The 17,077-nt window shown below is 71.3% G+C and carries 15 protein-coding genes; 9 read left to right on the top strand and 6 right to left on the bottom strand.

Annotated elements, in window-relative coordinates; translation table 11 throughout:
- Positions 1–3: 3 nt before the first annotated feature.
- Positions 4–1,017, bottom strand: coding sequence for a L,D-transpeptidase family protein (locus ACFYY6_RS01225; RefSeq protein WP_386608776.1), 1,014 nt, complete (start codon positions 1,015–1,017; stop codon positions 4–6).
- A gap of 466 nt (positions 1,018–1,483) precedes the next feature.
- Between ACFYY6_RS01225 and ACFYY6_RS01220 the strand changes: the two genes are divergently transcribed.
- The 3 genes from ACFYY6_RS01220 (at position 1,484) to ACFYY6_RS01210 (ending at position 4,402) form a co-directional block, all read left to right on the top strand.
- On the top strand, positions 1,484–3,064 hold the full coding sequence (locus ACFYY6_RS01220; protein ID WP_351629917.1) for a methylmalonyl-CoA mutase family protein: 1,581 nt from the start codon (positions 1,484–1,486) through the stop codon (positions 3,062–3,064).
- A gap of 88 nt (positions 3,065–3,152) precedes the next feature.
- Positions 3,153–3,818, top strand: coding sequence for a leucine efflux protein LeuE (gene leuE / locus ACFYY6_RS01215; protein WP_351524351.1), 666 nt, complete (start codon positions 3,153–3,155; stop codon positions 3,816–3,818).
- A 137-nt stretch (positions 3,819–3,955) separates the two neighbouring features.
- Positions 3,956–4,402, top strand: coding sequence for a DUF397 domain-containing protein (locus tag ACFYY6_RS01210; protein WP_389191170.1), 447 nt, complete (start codon positions 3,956–3,958; stop codon positions 4,400–4,402).
- A gap of 14 nt (positions 4,403–4,416) precedes the next feature.
- Here the strand turns inward: ACFYY6_RS01210 and ACFYY6_RS01205 are convergent, their stop codons facing one another.
- The 4 genes from ACFYY6_RS01205 to ACFYY6_RS01190 all read right to left on the bottom strand — a co-directional run bounded on the left by ACFYY6_RS01205 (position 4,417) and on the right by ACFYY6_RS01190 (position 7,710).
- Positions 4,417–4,731, bottom strand: a complete 315-nt coding sequence (locus tag ACFYY6_RS01205; RefSeq protein ID WP_351524353.1) for a helix-turn-helix transcriptional regulator — start codon at positions 4,729–4,731, stop codon at positions 4,417–4,419.
- Entirely contained in the window at positions 4,728–5,117 is a 390-nt protein-coding gene (locus ACFYY6_RS01200) for a type II toxin-antitoxin system RelE/ParE family toxin (protein ID WP_351524354.1), read from the bottom strand. Before ACFYY6_RS01200 ends, ACFYY6_RS01205 begins: the two co-directional genes overlap by 4 nt.
- Positions 5,118–5,311: 194 nt before the next feature.
- Complete coding sequence (locus ACFYY6_RS01195; protein ID WP_351524355.1) at positions 5,312–6,733, bottom strand: polysialyltransferase family glycosyltransferase; 1,422 nt, start codon at positions 6,731–6,733, stop codon at positions 5,312–5,314.
- Entirely contained in the window at positions 6,733–7,710 is a 978-nt protein-coding gene (locus tag ACFYY6_RS01190) for a glycosyltransferase family 2 protein (RefSeq protein ID WP_351629909.1), read from the bottom strand. The genes ACFYY6_RS01195 and ACFYY6_RS01190 overlap by 1 nt, the downstream gene beginning before the upstream one ends.
- Positions 7,711–7,919: 209 nt before the next feature.
- Here ACFYY6_RS01190 and ACFYY6_RS01185 point away from each other — a divergent pair, with 209 nt between their 5' ends.
- From ACFYY6_RS01185 to ACFYY6_RS01170, 4 genes are all read left to right on the top strand, one after another.
- Positions 7,920–9,269: a DUF6716 putative glycosyltransferase gene (locus ACFYY6_RS01185; RefSeq protein ID WP_389191167.1), complete on the top strand. Its 1,350-nt coding sequence runs from the start codon at positions 7,920–7,922 to the stop codon at positions 9,267–9,269.
- Positions 9,270–9,435: 166 nt separating this feature from the next.
- A complete protein-coding gene (locus ACFYY6_RS01180; protein WP_389191164.1) occupies positions 9,436–10,689 on the top strand; it encodes a cytidylyltransferase domain-containing protein in 1,254 nt (417 codons plus the stop codon).
- A gap of 13 nt (positions 10,690–10,702) precedes the next feature.
- Complete coding sequence (locus tag ACFYY6_RS01175) at positions 10,703–11,635, top strand: N-acetylneuraminate synthase family protein (protein WP_389191161.1); 933 nt, start codon at positions 10,703–10,705, stop codon at positions 11,633–11,635.
- A gap of 11 nt (positions 11,636–11,646) precedes the next feature.
- Entirely contained in the window at positions 11,647–12,702 is a 1,056-nt protein-coding gene (locus ACFYY6_RS01170) for a hypothetical protein (RefSeq protein WP_351524360.1), read from the top strand.
- Between the two features lie 130 nt (positions 12,703–12,832).
- On the opposite strand, the gene ACFYY6_RS01165 is transcribed toward ACFYY6_RS01170, so the two are convergent.
- The gene (locus ACFYY6_RS01165) at positions 12,833–14,212 is read right to left on the bottom strand and encodes a N,N-dimethylformamidase beta subunit family domain-containing protein (RefSeq protein WP_389191158.1); all 1,380 of its coding nucleotides are present in this window, start codon (positions 14,210–14,212) and stop codon (positions 12,833–12,835) included.
- Positions 14,213–14,824: 612 nt separating this feature from the next.
- Here ACFYY6_RS01165 and ACFYY6_RS01160 point away from each other — a divergent pair.
- Both ACFYY6_RS01160 and ACFYY6_RS01155 read left to right on the top strand, forming a co-directional pair.
- Positions 14,825–15,442, top strand: a complete 618-nt coding sequence (locus ACFYY6_RS01160; RefSeq protein ID WP_389191155.1) for a hypothetical protein — start codon at positions 14,825–14,827, stop codon at positions 15,440–15,442.
- 242 nt (positions 15,443–15,684) lie between these two features.
- Positions 15,685–16,911, top strand: a complete 1,227-nt coding sequence (locus ACFYY6_RS01155; protein WP_351630023.1) for an amidohydrolase — start codon at positions 15,685–15,687, stop codon at positions 16,909–16,911.
- Positions 16,912–17,077: the final 166 nt, after the last annotated feature.

The raw sequence follows: 17,077 nt of genomic DNA, 5'->3' as shown, positions 1-17,077 counted from the left end.
CCCTCAGCCGTGGACGACGACCTTGTCCCCCTCCCTCACCTGGGCGAACAGCGCGGCGATCTTCTGCTCGTCGCGGACGTTGACGCAGCCGTGCGAGGCTCCGGCGTAGCCGCGGGCCGCGAAGTCCGCCGAGTAGTGCACCGCCTGGCCGCCGCTGAAGAACATCGCGTACGGCATGGCCGTGTGATAGATCGTCGACACGTGGTGCCGGGACTTCCAGAAGACGGAGAAGGTGCCCTCGCGGGTCGGCGTGTACTGGGAGCCGAAGCGGACGTCCATCGACGAGACGACCCGGCCGTCGACCATCCAGGACAGCGTGCGGCTGTTCTTGCTGATGCACAGCACCCGGCCCGTCATGCAGCGCTTGTCCGGCTTGGCGACGGGCAGGGTGGTCGGCGGGCGCAGTTCGGCCGCCGTTGGCGGGCGCGTCATGTCCAGCAGTCGCTGCCAGGTGACGGTGTCCGTCTCGCCGGTGGCGGCCAGGCCGCGCTTGGTCTGGAAGGACCGCACGGCGGTGGCCGTGACCGTGCCGTAGTAGCCGGTGGGGGAGCGGTCGAAGTGACCGATCTGCCGCAGCCGGGCCTGGAGCTCGCGCACCCGGTCCCCCTGCGTGCCGCTCGCGATCAGTGGCGTGCCCTGCGGGTCCGGTTTTGTCGACGGCTCGGGCGTGGCGGTCGGCCCGGCGGTCGCGGTGGCCGTCGGGGAGGCCGACGAGGGCGCGGCCTTCGGGGACGTGGCCGACGCGTCCGGGGACGCCGACCGCCGCGCGACGGGCTTGGCGTCGTCGCTCGGCGTGGACCCGGGCGGTGCCGGTGGCGGCGCCGAGCCGTCGGCGGCCGGGGCCTCGCAGCCGGCGGTCGCGACGGCCACGGCGAGCACGGCGAGCGTCGCCTTGGCCGTGGCCCCCGCCCAGCCGTGTCTCCTGCGCCCCGCCCGGACACTGCGGCCCGTCCGCGCGGTGGGTGGTTCGGTGTCCCGCGACCCGGGCGGTGCCCCGCCCCGCGACGCGTCTGCCATGGTGCTGCGTATCATCTCGGTCCCCTGCTCCTCCGGGTTGCTCCGGTTTCCCCAAGGACTGTCCTGTGATCCCTGGCGGGCGCGCGACGACGGCTGCGGCACCTCGCCGCGTGGTCGGAACGTCCGTATACATCCGGTATGCCAACGCCCCTCCGCCTTGCGATGCACCACATCCGACGCCGCACGCCGATCCACCATGGATTACGGGGCACCCCTCAGGGGCGGATTCCCGCCCTTCCCGGTCGCCAAAGCCCGCACACGGCGGGGCAACCCGCGCATGATGGGGGGAAGCGGTCACGGCGACCCCCCGGGCCGGGCGGGTGCTGTGAGCAAGGTCCCAGCGTCCGCCCCTCCATCGGCCTCGTGCCCGCCGATACAGTCCGTCGCGGGAACCCCATCATTACCGGTAAGTAGCTTGTGGTCGACAAGCGGCTTGGTGAAGCAGCTTCAGCGGGAGGCACAGCAGATGACGCGTGAGTCGGAGTCGGGACTGCCGATCGAGCCGGTGTACGGACCGGACGCACTCGACGGCTGGGACCCCGCGGAGAAGCTGGGGGAGCCGGGCTCGTACCCCTTCACCCGCGGGGTCTACCCGACGATGTACACCGGCCGCCCGTGGACGATGCGGCAGTACGCGGGCTTCGGGACGGCCACCGAGTCCAACGCCCGGTACAAGCAGCTGATCGCCAACGGCACCATGGGGCTCTCCGTCGCCTTCGACCTCCCCACCCAGATGGGCCACGACTCCGACGCGCCCATCGCGTCCGGCGAGGTCGGCAAGGTCGGGGTCGCGATCGACTCGGTCGACGACATGCGGGTCCTGTTCGACGGCATCCCGCTGGACAAGGTCTCCACGTCCATGACGATCAACGCCCCGGCCGCCCTGCTGCTGCTCCTGTACCAACTGGTCGCGGAGGAGCAGGGCGTCGGCGCCGGGAAGCTGACGGGCACGATCCAGAACGACGTGCTCAAGGAGTACATCGCGCGCGGCACGTACATCTTCCCGCCGGGCCCCTCGCTCCGCCTGATCGCGGACATCTTCAAGTACTGCCGGGCCGAGATCCCGAAGTGGAACACCATCTCGATCTCCGGGTACCACATGGCGGAGGCCGGTGCCTCGCCCGCGCAGGAGATCGCGTTCACGCTCGCCGACGGCATCGAGTACGTCCGCACCGCCGTCGCCGCGGGCATGGACGTCGACGACTTCGCGCCCCGCCTCTCCTTCTTCTTCGTCTCCCGTACGACGATCCTCGAAGAGGTCGCGAAGTTCCGCGCCGCCCGCCGGATCTGGGCCCGGGTGATGAAGGAGGAGTTCGGCGCGAAGAACCCCAAGTCGCTGATGCTGCGCTTCCACACCCAGACGGCCGGGGTGCAGCTGACGGCCCAGCAGCCCGAGGTCAACCTGGTGCGCGTCGCGGTCCAGGGCCTGGCGGCGGTCCTCGGCGGCACCCAGTCGCTGCACACCAACTCCTTCGACGAGGCGATCGCGCTGCCGACCGACAAGTCCGCCCGCCTCGCGCTGCGCACTCAGCAGGTCCTGGCGTACGAGACGGACGTCACCGCGACCGTCGACCCGTTCGCCGGTTCGTACGTCGTGGAGAAGATGACGGACGACGTCGAGACGGCGGCCCTGGAACTGATGCGGAAGGTCGAGGACCTGGGCGGCGCGGTGCAGGCGATCGAGCACGGCTTCCAGAAGAACGAGATCGAGCGCAACGCGTACCGGATCGCTCAGGAGACCGACAGCGCCGAGCGCGTGGTGGTCGGTGTCAACCGCTTCCAGCTCGACGAGGAGGAGCCGTACGAGCCGCTGCGCGTCGACCCGGCGATCGAGGCGGAGCAGGCGGCCCGCCTCGCGAAGCTCCGCGCGGAGCGCGACCAGGGCGCGGTGGACGCGGCGTTGACCGAGCTGCGGAAGGCGGCTGCGGGCACGGACAACGTCCTGTACCCGATGAAGGACGCGCTCAGGGCGCGGGCCACCGTCGGCGAGGTCTGCAACGCGCTGCGGGAGGTGTGGGGGGCGTACGTGCCGACGGACGCGTTCTGAGGCCCTCTCTCCCAGAAATCACCGCCTCTCCGAGAATTCACCGCTTCCGTCTGGACGGAGTGTCGTACTCACGTGCGACACTCCGTTCATGCTGGGTGTCACCGACCTTCCTACCTATCTCGCCGGTCTGGCAGTGATCGTGCTGCTGCCGGGACCGAATTCGCTGTACGTGCTGTCCGTCGCCGCCCGGCGCGGGGTGCGCACCGGGTACGTGGCGGCGGCCGGGGTGTGGACCGGGGACACCGTGCTGATGACGCTGTCCGCGCTGGGTGCCTCGTCGCTGCTGCGGACCACGCCGGTGCTGTTCGCCGTCGTCAAGTTCGCCGGTGCTGGATATCTGACCTGGCTGGCCATCGGCATGCTGCGGTCGGCTGTGGCGATGTGGCGCGAACGCCACCGGCGGGTGGCCGAGCTGACGGAGGAGAGCGCGGGGGCGGAAGCCGCCGGGGCGATGGAGCGGCCCTTCCGCCGGGCTCTGGTGGTCAGCCTCTTCAACCCGAAGGCCATCCTGTTCCTGGTCTCCTTCTTCGTGCAGTTCGTCGACCCCGGATACGCGTACCCGGCCCTGTCGTTCCTGCTGCTGGGCACGCTGCTGCAGATAGCCAGCGTCCTCTACCTGTCGACGCTGATATTCGGTGGCACCCGCCTGTCCGCCGCGTTCCGCCGCCGCAGGAGGCTGTCGGCGGGCGCGACCTCGGCGGCGGGGCTGCTGTTCCTCGGGTTCGCGGCGAAGCTGTCGTTCAGCAGCGTGTGACGGCGTATCTGGTGTCCCTGGCGTCCCCGAGTCGTTGTCCTCGCGAGGGCGCCCACGGAGTGCGGGAGCGCGGGGGGAGTGCATGCGGGGCGTGTGGTGTGTGCTGTCCGTGAGGAGTCGTCCATCTTTCGTTGCTTATGGTGACGAACTCCTCACGTGCTGCCGTCGCTACCTCTACCGTGAAGGGGCTTTCCGCTCCACTTGGCACAGCGCGAAAGGTGGTCAACCATGGCTACGCGCAAGGAGATCGACGGCTCCGAGGGCGTCCCGCAGTTCTACGGACGGCTACCTGGCGCAAGAGCAGCTACAGCAACGGCGACGGCGGTGATTGCCTCGAAGTCGCGGACGGCCACCTCGGTCTCGTCCCCGTCCGCGACTCCAAGTGCCGACGGCCCGGTGCTCGTGCTTCCCGCGTCCGCGTGGACGCCGTTCGTCGAGTCCGTCAAGGCGGCCTGACCACCGCACGCCTGACGGAACACGATCCCGGGCCCGCCCCTCTCGTGCGATGTCCGCACCGCCCGGCGGCTCCATCGGTCCCGCCGTCGACGGCGCGCCCGCGAGACCGTGCTGACGGCAGCCCATAGATGCGCCAGGACCCTTATGCGGCGTGGCGGTGCGGGGTGAGATCGATGGTCAGGTCGGCGTCGAGCGCGCGGGCCAGGCGGCGCAGAAGGGGGATGGTGGGTACGGTGCCGCCACCTTCGATACGGGAGATCTGCGGCTGCTTCATGCCGCAGCGCTCGGCGAGTTCGGTCTGCGACAGGCCGAGGGCGGTGCGCCGGTCGTACACCATCTGGCCCAGATCGTGGGCGAGTTCGGCTTCTTCGTAGAGACGGTCGAACTCGGGGTTGTCCTCGGTCGCCTCACCCAGGAGCGCGCGGTGGCGGCGGGTCTTCCACTCGGCGTGGTTCATGACTGGTCCTCCTTGATGTCGCGGCTGTAGGCGGCGTGCTCAGCGGCCGGCTCATGGCGGGCCTCACAGATGGACAGGGCCACCTGCGCGCGCTCGACCTCCGTGGATTCGCGCATCCTGGTCTTGCGGAACACGGTCAGGAGCACGACGCGGCGACCGGGTGCGATCCAGTAGGTGATGCGCTGGGCGTTGCCGTCAAGGTCGAAGCGCAGTTCGCGGAGCTTGCCGCCGAGATGGCGCGTGTAGGGCTCGCCGAGCGTGGTGGCGTTCGCCGCGAGCCGGTCCACTTTCTGCTCGACGAGGACGTACTGGCGGGCAGGGATGCCCTCCAGCCAAAGCCGCACCTCGGGCTCGATCTCGATTGCGTACCGCTCACCATCGGCCATAACAGGAATGATATATGGCGGCGATGATATGAGTCCTGCGATGTCGGTCCCTGGCTGGTCCGATCGCGCGCCGGCGTCGCCGGTAAACGCCTCAGGGGCTCTATCGAACGTTCGGTCGATAGAGTCCCTGAAGTTCTCCGCGAGGCTGCTTCGCGCCTCGGGCCGCCCGCACCGCACCGGGGCGGCCCCACCCGTCAGCCCGTCGCCGCTCGCCTCAGCGTGCGGGCCTTGCGGGCGAGGCGGCGGACCGTCGCGTTGCGCGGGATGAACGCGAGCTGCTGGGGCACGGCGCCCGGCAGGCCCAGCGCGGTCAGCCGGCGCCGCTTGAAGTAGCGCCGGATGTCGTCCCGGTACCGGCTCAGGTAGCGCTCGGCCTCGGGCCGCAGCCCGGCCTGGAGCTGCGGCTGCATGGCGTATCCAACCGCGCTGATCAGCCCGGTCGGCTTCCCCCGGACCTCGTCGGCGGAGGGCGGCGACCAGCCGGTGACGGCGGACGGATCCTCCAGGTCGGGCAGCAGCGCGTCGACGATCGTCAGCGGGATGCGGTTGCTGTTCTGGTACGGAGTGAGCCGTTCCAGCACGGTGTCGGTGCCGACGCGGGCCACCGGGAGCCCGTAGAACGACGCGGCGGTCAGCAGCGCGGTGGAGAAGCAGCCGACGACCAGGGCCGGCCGCATCGTCCCGAACAGCGTCTCGGCGAGGACGGGGCTGTCCAGGACGGTCAGGTCGGCGCCGAGCCGTTCCGCCTCCAGCTCCAGCAGCCGCGCCCAGTGGGCCGGTGCGCTGGGGTGCGGCTTGAAGACGACCCGGGTGTGGCCGAGGGCGACGGCGCCGCGCAGCATCCGCGCGTGCAGCTCCTCCTCCTGCTGGGGCGTGAGGATGCCCAGCGTGGAGAGGTACTGGCCGAGCAGCAGGGCCGGGGCCGATGCCGGTCCCAAGGAGGTGGGAGAGGCGCCGAACGTGGCATCCAGCGAGGCGTCGAGGGCCGCGGATCCGGCCAGTTCGTCCAGCACCTCCAGGAAGACATCGGTTGGTACGACCTCGGACTCGACGCCGAACTCGGTGAGCAGCAGCGGTCGCAGGCCAGGCACCAGGTCCAGATGGAGCAGCCTGCGGATGCGGGTGCCGAGCAGCTGGTCGAGCCGGCTGCGGGTCGGGCCGTAGCTCATCAGGCCGTCGGCGTAGATGTGCACGGGGCTGTCGCCGAAGACCACGGCGAGGGCCTGGGCGGGGTTGGCCTGGATGGACTCGCAGGCGATCTCGACGGGCCCGTCCCCGAGGTGCCACTCCCTGCGCACGGCGCGCTGCCACAGCGAGGCGTCCTGCTCCCGGGGCGACCATCCGGCGGGGTGGAACGGACGGATGAATTCGTTCCAGGAATACACGTCATCGAATTCGGACTCCAGTTTCTCGAAACCGGGCCTGCGGTGGAGCGGTGTGCCCAGTTCGGGAGAGGCGGAGGTGTCGCTCACGACGAGAATGCGACGGTGTTCGGACCGGGGACCGAACAGGCCCGCACGCAACGCGGCGACGACCGTCGCGGCGGCGTACTGCGTGCACGCGGAGAAGATCTGAGTGGTGGACCGGCCGACCGGCGCCGTGTACGTACCGGACATCAGGCCGCGACCTCCCGCGACACGGAGCGGCGGCGTACCCGGCGCAGCCGGTCCGCACGGCGGTCGCCCAGCGAATTCAGCGTGTCCGAGAGAATGTCCTGGGGCATGCGCCGCAGAGAGGCCGCGCTCAGAGTGCGCAATTTCCGTGCCACTGCCGGTTCGAACCTTTCGATGGATTCCAGGTGATGTGCCATGACCGCGCAATAGGTCCGTACGGCCTTCGGCAGCAGCCGGTCGGCCTCCGGATCCCGCGCCGTTTCTTCGAGCACCTGGTCGAAGGCCCGGATGAAGTCGAGCTGTCGCACGTCGCCGATCTGCGTGAGCGAGGACGCCACCCCGCGCCGGTAGAAGACCCCCTGGAGCCCGACCACCGCGAAGGACTCGGCCTCGCGGTGCAGGCGCCAGATCCAGGGCCGGTCCTCGGCAGTGCGCAGCCCGTCCCGGAAACGGAGCAGCCCCGACTCGACGAGTCGGCGGTGATAGGCGCCGGCCCAGGCGTACGCGTAGTCCACGGGCGTCGACCGGTCGGCCGGCAGGATCACGTCGCGCGGCCGCATGACGGTGTCGCGCAGGCCGTGCGGGACCTGGTGGACCGTGCGCGTCCGGTCCGTGAACTGCACATGGTCCGTACGGACGAAGTCGCAGCCCAGCCCGGTGATGGCGGCGAGCAGCCGCTCGTAGTAGCCGGGAACCACCCAGTCGTCGCCGTCGAGGAAGGTGAGGTATTCGCCCCGCGCCGCGTCGATCCCGGTGTTGCGGGCGGTGGCCAGGCCCCCGTTCGTCTCGTGTCCGACCAGGACGGCACCCGGGATCTCGCGCTCCGCGCGCGCGAGGATCTCCGGCGTCCCGTCGGTCGAACAGTCGTCGACGAGGATGAATTCGAAATCCTCGCGGGCGTTGGCCCGCAGACTTCGCAAGGTATCGGAAGCATATGCCTGCACGTTGTAGAACGGCACGATGACGGAGAGCTTGACCACGTGCCACACGCTAGGCGCGGGGCCGTCATTTGCCTTGGCCCCGGAAAGGACGGCAGGTGAACGAAGAATGTCGAAATGATGAACCGGTTCGATTGCCTGTCCGGCCCGGGGTTTTTGTGAGGGTGATTCGCCGATCGTCGGCGGGCTGTTAACCAGCTGTTGTGGTCGCGTTGGGCCGCGAATCGAAATGCCTTCCTAAGTTCTGGGGCGTGGCTCCACGTACCGATAAGACGACCGCCCTCCGGGTAGCCGTGCTCGCCGACTCCGACACCCGGTGGAAATGGGGCGCGCTCACCGCGCGCCGACTCACCGCCGGCGACCGGGGCGGTCCGGCGCAGCGCGTCGAGATCAGCGGACTGCTGCTGCGCGGCCGGGCCACCCCGACCCCGCGCCAGCTCGCCGAGGTCGGAGACGTCGGCATAGCGTCCGACCGGGTGCGCGAGGTCACGGCCGTCGAGTTCCTGCACGCGGTACGGGACGAGGGGTACGACGTCATCGTCCTCGCCCTCGTCGGGGGAGCCGTCCAGGCGATGCTGCACGGACTGGCCGCGCTGGGCCCGGCGGCCCGGCCGGTGGTCGTCACCGGCTATGTCGGCGTCGTCTACGAGAAGCTCGCCGACGGGCTGCTGCTGCGGCACGGCGCGGACGTCGTGCTCGCCAACTCCCGCCACGACGCGGAGCGTTTCCGCGCGGTGTACGAGGGGGTCGGCGCCGACGCCTCGGCCGTCACGGAGGCCGCCCTGCCGTTCCTCGGCGGCGAGCCGTACCGCCCGAAGGAGGGCCGCGACACCGTCGTCTTCGCCGCCCAGCCGTCCGTTCCGGCCTCCCGAGCCGAACGCACGTACCTGCTGCGCCGGCTCGTCGAGCACGCCCGGCTGCACCCGGACCGCGAGGTGCTGCTGAAACTGCGGTCCAAGCCGGGCGAGCACACCACGCACATCGAGGAAATCCCGTACCAGCGGCTCGCCGAGAGGATCCCCGGCGGACCGCCGCCCAACTTCCGTCTGATGTACGGGCACATGGGCGAGGTCCTGGACGGCGCCGACCTGCTGGTCACGGTCTCCTCGACGGCCGCCCTGGAGTCCCTGCACCGGTGCATCCCGACCGCGGTCCTCACCGACCTCGGCGTCCGCGAGGCCCTCGGCAACCACCACTTCATCGGCTCGGGCCTGCTCACCTCCTGGGACCACCTGGACGGCGGCCACCGCCCGGAGCCCGACGCCGGATGGCTGGCCCGCCAGGGGGTCGCCGCCGACGGTACGTACGCCACCGCCTACGACGCCGCCCGCGCCCGCGTGGAGGACCTGCTCGCCGCCGGCCGGCTGCCCGGGATCGCCCCGTACTACACGCCCGCCACCGCCCCCGGCTACCTCCCCGGCATCCTCGCCCGCCACCACCTGGGCCCCGACGGCCGCCCGCTGCCGGGCACGCAGCGGTCGCGCGAGACCGGCGGGCTGCGCGGCGCGGTCCGCGAGGCGGTACGGGAGGCGGCACGGGGCGCGTACCGGCAGGGCGTCCAGCGGGTCGCCCCCGTCATCCGGCGGATGGGCGAGCTGTGACCGTCGCGCCCGGGCCCCCGGACCCACCACCGGCCCGTCCGACACCGCCGGAGTCGCCGACACCGGCGCTTCCGGAGCAGCCTCGCCGACCACCCCCGGACCCGCCGCCCCGTACTCACCCGTCCACCGGCCCCACCACCCACCGACCCCGACCCCAGGAGCAGCGATGACGCCGCCCACCGTGCTCGCCGTGATCCCCGCCCGCGGCGGATCCAAGGGCGTCCCGGCCAAGAACCTCGCCCAGGTCGGCGGCGTACCGCTGGTCGCCCGCGCGGTACGCGCCTGCCTGGCCTCCCACGAGGTCACGGACGTCGTCGTGACGACCGACGACGCGGCCATCGCGGACGCCGCCCGCGCGGCCGGTGACACCTCCGGCACCCCGGAGCGGCTGCACATCGTGCGGCGTCCCACGGCCATCGCGGGGGACAGGGCGAGCAGCGAGGACGCGGTGCTGCACGCCCTGGACGCGTACGAGGCGATGCGTGACCGTGCCGCCGACGTGGTGCTGCTGGTCCAGTGCACCAGCCCCTTCGTCACGCGGGAGGACATCGACGGCGTCGCCGCCGCGGTCGCCCGCGAGGGGGCCGACACGGCGGTCACGGTCGCCCCCTTCCACGGCTTCCTCTGGCGCGACGGCAGCGCCCTGGAGGAGGGCAACTACGGCGTCAACCACGACAAGTCCGTCCGCCAGATGCGTCAGGACCGCCCCGAGGACCTGCTGGAGACCGGCGCCGCGTACGCCATGGACGTCGCCGGGTTCCGCGCCCACCGCCACCGCTTCTTCGGCCACACCGCCCTGGTGCGCACCGACCCCGCGCGGGTCCTGGAGATCGACGACCCGCACGACCTGGCCCGCGCCCGCGCGCTCGCGCCGCTGCTGGACCCCTCCCCGCTGCCCACCCTCGCCGACGTCGACGCGGTCGTCCTCGACTTCGACGGCACCCAGACCGACGACCGGGTCCTCATCGACGCCGACGGACGCGAGATCGTCGCCGTCCACCGCGGCGACGGCCTGGGCATCGCCGCCCTGCGCAAGGCCGGGCTGCCGCTGTTGATCCTCTCCACGGAACAGAACCCGGTCGTCGCGGCCCGCGCCCACAAGCTCCGCATCCCGGTCCTGCACGGCATCGGCCGCAAGGACCTGGCCCTCAAGCAGTGGTGCGACGAACAGTCCATCGCTCCCGAGCGCGTCCTCTACGTGGGCAACGACGTCAACGACCTGCCGTGCTTCGCACTCGCCGGCTGGCCCGTCGCCGTAGCGAGCGCCCACGACTCGGTGCGCGCCGCGGCGCGTGCCGTCACCACCACGCCGGGCGGCTCCGGCGCGATCCGCGAGATCGCCGCCTGGCTGCTGGGCCCCACCCTCACGAACACCACCCCAGTGATCCCGGGTCCCCCCAAGACCCACACCCCGAGTTAAGGAAACACACCTCATGAACACCTCCCGCCTGCGCACCCTCGGCACCCGCACCGCGGGCCCCGGCCGCCCCGTCTACGTCACCGGTGAGATCGGCATCAACCACAACGGTGACCTCGACAACGCGCTCGCCCTGATCGACGTGGCCGCCGAAGCCGGCTGCGACGCCGTCAAGTTCCAGAAGCGCACCCCGGAGATCTGCACCCCGCGCGACCAGTGGGACATCGAGCGCGACACCCCCTGGGGCCGCATGACGTACATCGACTACCGCCACCGCGTCGAGTTCGGCGAGGACGAGTACCGGGCCATCTCCGAGCACTGCGCCCGGCGCGGCATCGACTGGTTCGCTTCCCCGTGGGACACTGAGGCCGTCGCCTTCCTGGAGAAGTTCGACGTGCCCGCCCACAAAGTCGCCTCGGCCTCCCTCACCGACGACGAGCTGCTGCGCGCCCTGCGGGCCACCGGCCGCACCGTCATCCTCTCCACCGGCATGTCGACCCCGAAGCAGATCCGGCACGCGGTCGAGGTCCTCGGCTCGGACAACATCCTTCTCTGCCACGCCACTTCGACGTACCCGGCCAAGGCCGAGGAACTGAACCTGCGGGTCATCAACACCCTCCAGCAGGAGTACCCCAACGTGCCGATCGGCTACAGCGGCCACGAGACCGGCCTCCAGACGACCCTCGCCGCCGTCGCCCTCGGCGCCGTGTTCGTCGAGCGCCACATCACCCTCGACCGCGCCATGTGGGGCTCCGACCAGGCCGCCTCCGTCGAGCCGCAGGGCCTCAGCCGCCTGGTGCGCGACATCCGCACCATCGAGGCGTCGCTCGGCGACGGTGTCAAGAAGGTGTACGAGTCCGAGCTCGGCCCGATGAAGAAGCTCCGCCGGGTCGCGGGCGTCGTCGCCGAGAACGAGGCGGCCCCGGCCACCGAGCCGGTCGCGGTCTGACGGGCCGACCGGTGAACCTCGCCTTCGTCGAGAGCCCGGTCCAGCTCCTGAACGTCCTGGAGTGGGCCTACGCAGAGGGAGGCGACGACCACGTCCTGGCGGACGTCACGGTCGTCGTCCTCCCCCCGGTCGACCCGATGTCGCGCGGCCAGCTGCGCCGGATGGCGGAGCTGGCCCGCGACGAGGGCGTCAACGTCCGATGGCAGGAGGCGCGCGGCGGTGCGGGCGCGCCCCTGAAGACCCTGCGCGCCCTGACCGGACTGCTGCGCGGCGCGGACCGGATCGTCATAGGGGACCCGTTCTCCCGTTACGTCCAGCTCCTGCTGACCATGGTCCGCGCCCGCCGCATCACGGTGGTCGACGACGGCACGGCCACCATGGAGTTCGTCGCCCAGCTCGCCCGCGGCGAACGCCTGGTGCGCTGGCACCGCAAGGGCAGCTCGGGCCCGCGCGAACTGGTCCTGGCCCCGGTCACGGCACGCGCCCGCAGCCGCTTCACCCCCTCTGCGACGCGTACCGTCGAGGTCTTCACGGCGATGCCGGTCGAGGCCCCGCCCGGCGTCACCGTCACCCCCAACACCTTCGCCTGGACCCGTGCCCGCTTCGGCCCGCCGCGGCTCACCAAGGGCGCCGACCTGGTCGGCACCTCCCTCGTCGAGACCGGCGTGGTCGACCAGGACCGCTACCTGGAGGCCGTCGCCTCCCTGGCCCGCACCCACCAGGCCGCCCGCTACTTCGCCCACCGCCGCGAGTCCGCCGAGAAGCTCCATGCCCTGGAGGCGGCCACCGGCCTGGAGATCGTCCGCCCCGACCTCCCCCTCGAACTCATCGCCCGCCGCGGCCCCATCGGCCGCACCGTCCTGAGCTTCCCCTCCACGGTCGTCCACACCCTGCCGCTCGCCCTGGCGGGCACGGAGGCCAGGGTCGCGGTCTGCGACATAGCCCCGGAATGGCTCCGCGACACCGCCTCCCCCCGCGCCCACGGCTTCCTGACCGGGGTCACGGAGACCGCTCGCGACGTCCAACGCCTGGCGCCCTGGCGGGCGACGGCGGTCGGGGAGGCGTGAGAGCGGCCTGACGCGGGCCCGACGGAAAAGGGCGCGGAACGGGGCCCGCGCGTGATCGGACCGTGCCCCCGGGGCGCCATCACGGGGTGCCCCGGGGGGTTCGTCGGGGACGCGGCGCGCGGCCTTGCCCTCAGGCGTTCCGGCGCTCCAGCATGCGGGACAGCAGGTTGCGGGTGGCCCGCTGCACGTGCGGGTTCACGAAGCCGGGCTCGTAGAGCGCCAGCGGCCAGTAGAACGTTCCGGCGACGAAGACCTGCGTGCCCCGCCCGTCGATGCACAGGCTGGTGTTCTGCACGGTATGGCCCCGGCCCAGCCGGTCGTCGTAGGGGGACGCGGAGAGCAGCGTCTGCGTGGTGCCCGCGGGCCGGGGCATGGCCGGATCGAAGCCATCGGCCTCGACGGCGATCAGGTCCGGAATCCTGTCGCCGTCCCGCAGACCGGTGCCCGACCAGAACCAGTGGCCGCTCTCCCGGACGACCAGGGGCGCGGGCGTCTTGAGTATGCCGTTGTACTGGACGCCGAGCAGCCCCTGCTCCGCGTGCCGGTGCTTCGTACCGAGCTCGCGCCACCGCACCGTGGGCCCGCTCGGCCCCGGTTCGGGGTCGGTGTTCTCCTTGTAGCAGGTCACCACACGGTTCGGACCACCGCCGTCGGCTTCCTCGACGCGGATCTGGAAGTAGACGTTGTTGGCGGTGAGGAACGCGAGATGGGTTCCGGCGGAGACGGCGTGCTCGGCGCAGTCGCGCATCTCCCTGGACCAGTACTCGTCGTGTCCGGAGAACATCATCACGCGGTGCTTCGAGGGGTCGACCCGGCCCTCGTGCAGGTCCACGCTGCTGGCATACGTGATGTCGTAACCGGCGCTCTCCGCCCACCGCGCCGCGCTGGTGTCCAGCTCGAACCAGTGCGGCGTACCGGACAGCGGGTAGGGCCGGTCGAAGGAGACCTTGAACGCGCGGTCCTCGGGTGCGCCCCACACGCCTTCGGTGCTGTAGCCGCGGTACAGGTTCTTTCCGGTGCGTCCGTCGTAGGGCCAGAGGTTGTACGCCTGGTACGTGGTGAAGGGGACGACCATCAGGATGTCGGAGCGGCGCTCGGTGTCGCGTACGACGAAGGGCGTGCAACTGCCGTACCCGTCCTCGGTCGTGAAGACCGCCACGTAGATCCCCGACCCCCACGACCCCGGTACGCGCAGCGTCCACGAGACCGGCCAGTCGCAGGCGATGAGCCGGGCGTCGCCCTCGGCAGCCGGCCTGGTTCGCGGGTGCACGGGCACCGGCTCGCTGGTCAGCAGATGCCGGGTTCCCGTTCCGCCGTAGTGCCCCACGCGGTGGACGGCCACCGTGCACGTCTGGCTGCGGTGCGACGACAGGTGGAAGTCGATCGACTCCCCGCGGCCGACGGAGGTCTTCGACGCGTAGCCCTGGATCTGGCCGACGGTGTCGGAGACCTTCTTCGTGCCGCCCCGCAGCCTGTCCCATTCCTTCGGGACCGCACGACTGCGCGGCACCGGGGGGCTGTTGCTGACGTGTGTGGCCGGGGTGGTTCCGTCCTGCACCCGGCATCCGGCAAGAGCGGCAGCACCGATTCCGAACGCAGCCAACGCCTCTCTACGGGACACCTTCGACACAGACACGCTCCGAGACCTGGACGCCGGGCCTGGTGCCCCGCACGCGGACATGGGCGACCGGCCGACGCGGGAGTCCCGGCGCCGTACCCGTCGGCGACCGTTCCCACTCCTGGTGAATGTGACCGATCGTGAAGGATGATGGGGAGAAGATGTGGTTGGTTGCCTGCGGAAGGCATCGCGATGAACAGAGCGCCTGAAATGTAATTTTTAGTCCGAAATCACGTCACTCTCGCCGATTCGGTTTGATGCGAGGCGTGATGGCCCGCTTCCGTCGCCCCTTCCGTCGGTCTTCCTTCCGCCGAGCCCGCCTGTCGGCCCTCTCCTTCGGCTCCCGCTTCCGGTCCGGGGCGGGCGGAGGAACCGGTGTCCGCGCGCCCCGTGCCGGAGGTGTGGCGGGAAGGTGCCACCCCGAGCTCGGAGCGGCCCGCGCTCAGGGTTCGTCGGGGGCCATCCCTGATGGTGGAAGGGGCGGCCCGGAGCGAGTATCGGCCCATGGAACGAAGTGAAGTGACAGCCCGTCATATTCCTTTCCTCGGTGCGGCCCTGATCGCCGGACCCGTCCTGATGGCGGCGTACGGGGTGGTGCGACTCGTCGGGCGGGGGCTCGGCGACTACGGGCCCGGGGTGTGGTGGTCGGCGGCCCATCTGCTGTTCCTGGCCGGGGTGTTGGCGTTCGTGCCGGTCTTCTTGGGGCTGTGGAGGGCGGCGAGCGTACGGGGTGGCAGGGGGGTGGCGGTCGGGGCGGCGGCCCTGATCGGGCTGGCCGGTGCGGCGGCGGTCGCGGTGCAGGCGGGGATCGACCTGGTCGTCGGGTTCCTCGCGGCGGACGAGGACGCCATGAGCGAACTGTTCGAGAGGGTGCAGGACGTGCCCGGGGTGGTGCCGCTCGTCTACACCGTGGTGCCGGTGCTGTTCTGGCTCGGCCTGCTGGCCCTCGTCACCCTGCTCGCCGTCTTCCGTCGGGACCTGGTGCCGGGGTGGACCCCGCCGCTGGTGCTGGTCGCGACGGTGCTGATGGCGGTGAGCCTGGACCTGCTGCCGGTCGGCGGGCTGTGCCTCGGGCTCGCACTGCTGCCGGTGCGGCGTGCGCTGTCCGGCGCGCGGAGGTGAGGGAGGTGAGGCAGAGGAGGGGTGGGAGGCGGACGAGGTGAGGGGGTGCGGGCCCGTTCACTCGAACGGGCCCGTCTTGCGCCCCGCGTGCGCCCGGCGATCGAAATGCGCGAGTTTACCCACCTCGTCTTCAGCTCACACGCGGCAACCCGGTCATTTATTCGTCTGTGTGGCTGAACTTTTCTTGTTTCATGGTCAGTTGAAGGGGGAAGAGACGTACCCTTCACCAGGTGAACCACTTGATGTCCCGCGCGTCCGATGCTGTTCCCACGACCTCTGGCGACCCCCTCCCCGGCACCCTGTCCGACACCCTGCGCGCCGAGTTGATCGCCTTCCGGCGCGACCTGCACATGCACCCCGAGCTGGGCAACCAGGAGTTCCGCACCACCGCGGCCATCAAGGCCCGGCTGGAGAAGGCCGGGCTGCGGCCCCGGGTCCTCTCCACCGGGACCGGACTCGTCTGCGACGTGGGCACGCGGGACGACTCCACCCGGCCGATGCTCGCCCTGCGCGCGGACATCGACGCCCTGCCGATCCCGGACACCAAGTCGGGGGTCCCGTACCGCTCCACCGTCCCCGACCGGGCGCACGCCTGCGGACACGACGTCCACACCGTCTCGGTCCTCGGCGCCGGGCTCGTGCTCGCCGAGCTCGACCGCGAGGGGCTGCTCCCGAACCCCGTGCGCCTGATCTTCCAGCCGGCCGAGGAGGTGCTGCCCGGCGGGGCGCCCGACGCCATCACGTCCGGGGCGCTGGAGGGCGTCGGCCGGATCATCGCCGTGCACTGCGACCCGCGGGTGGACGTGGGCCGGATCGGGCTGAAGGTCGGCGCGATCACCTCCGCCTGCGACCGGCTGGAGATCGGCCTCGACGGCCCCGGCGGGCACACCGCCCGGCCGCACCTGACCACCGACCTGGTCACCGCCGCCGCCAAGGTCGCCACCGAGGTGCCCGCGCTGCTGTCCCGCCGCGTCGACGCCCGCGCCGGACTCGCCGTCACCTGGGGACGGCTGCGCGTCGGGCACGCGTGCAACGTGATCCCGCAGCACGCCGAGCTCTCCGGCACCGTGCGCTGCCTGGAGCTGGCCGCCTGGCGCGATGCGCCCGACCTGGTGCACGCGGCGGTCGACGAGGTCGCCGGGATGTACGGCGCCAAGACCTTGATCAACTATGTCCGCGGCGTCCCGCCCGTCGTGAACGACGCCTCCGTCACCGATCTGCTCGCCGCCGCGATGACCGCGCGCCGCGGCGCCGACGCGATCGAGAGCACCGAGCAGAGCCTGGGCGGCGAGGACTTCTCCTGGTACCTGGAGCACGTTCCCGGCTCCATGGCCCGCCTCGGCGTCCGCACCCCCGGCGACAGTGCCCGGCTCGACCTGCATCGCGGCGATTTCGACGCCGACGAACGGGCCATCACGGTCGCCGTGGAACTCTTCACTGCCTCCGCGTTGCTCGAGAAGGCCGCTTGACACTCCGGTGCGGCTTTGCGGTCTGCCCGGTGAGTTCATCGGCGGATCGTTCTTGGGCGTGGCCGCGTCGGCCTGGTGCCTGCTGTCGGCGCCAGTCGGACCAGTGCAGGGCATATGTCATGGCCGAGGCCACCACACGGCCCCGGGAGTCCCCGGTGATCGCGCG

This window comes from Streptomyces sp. NPDC001750 (genome assembly GCF_042892615.1).
Classification (GTDB): Bacteria; Actinomycetota; Actinomycetes; order Streptomycetales; family Streptomycetaceae; genus Streptomyces.
This window is presented reverse-complemented; position numbering and strand designations above follow the sequence as displayed.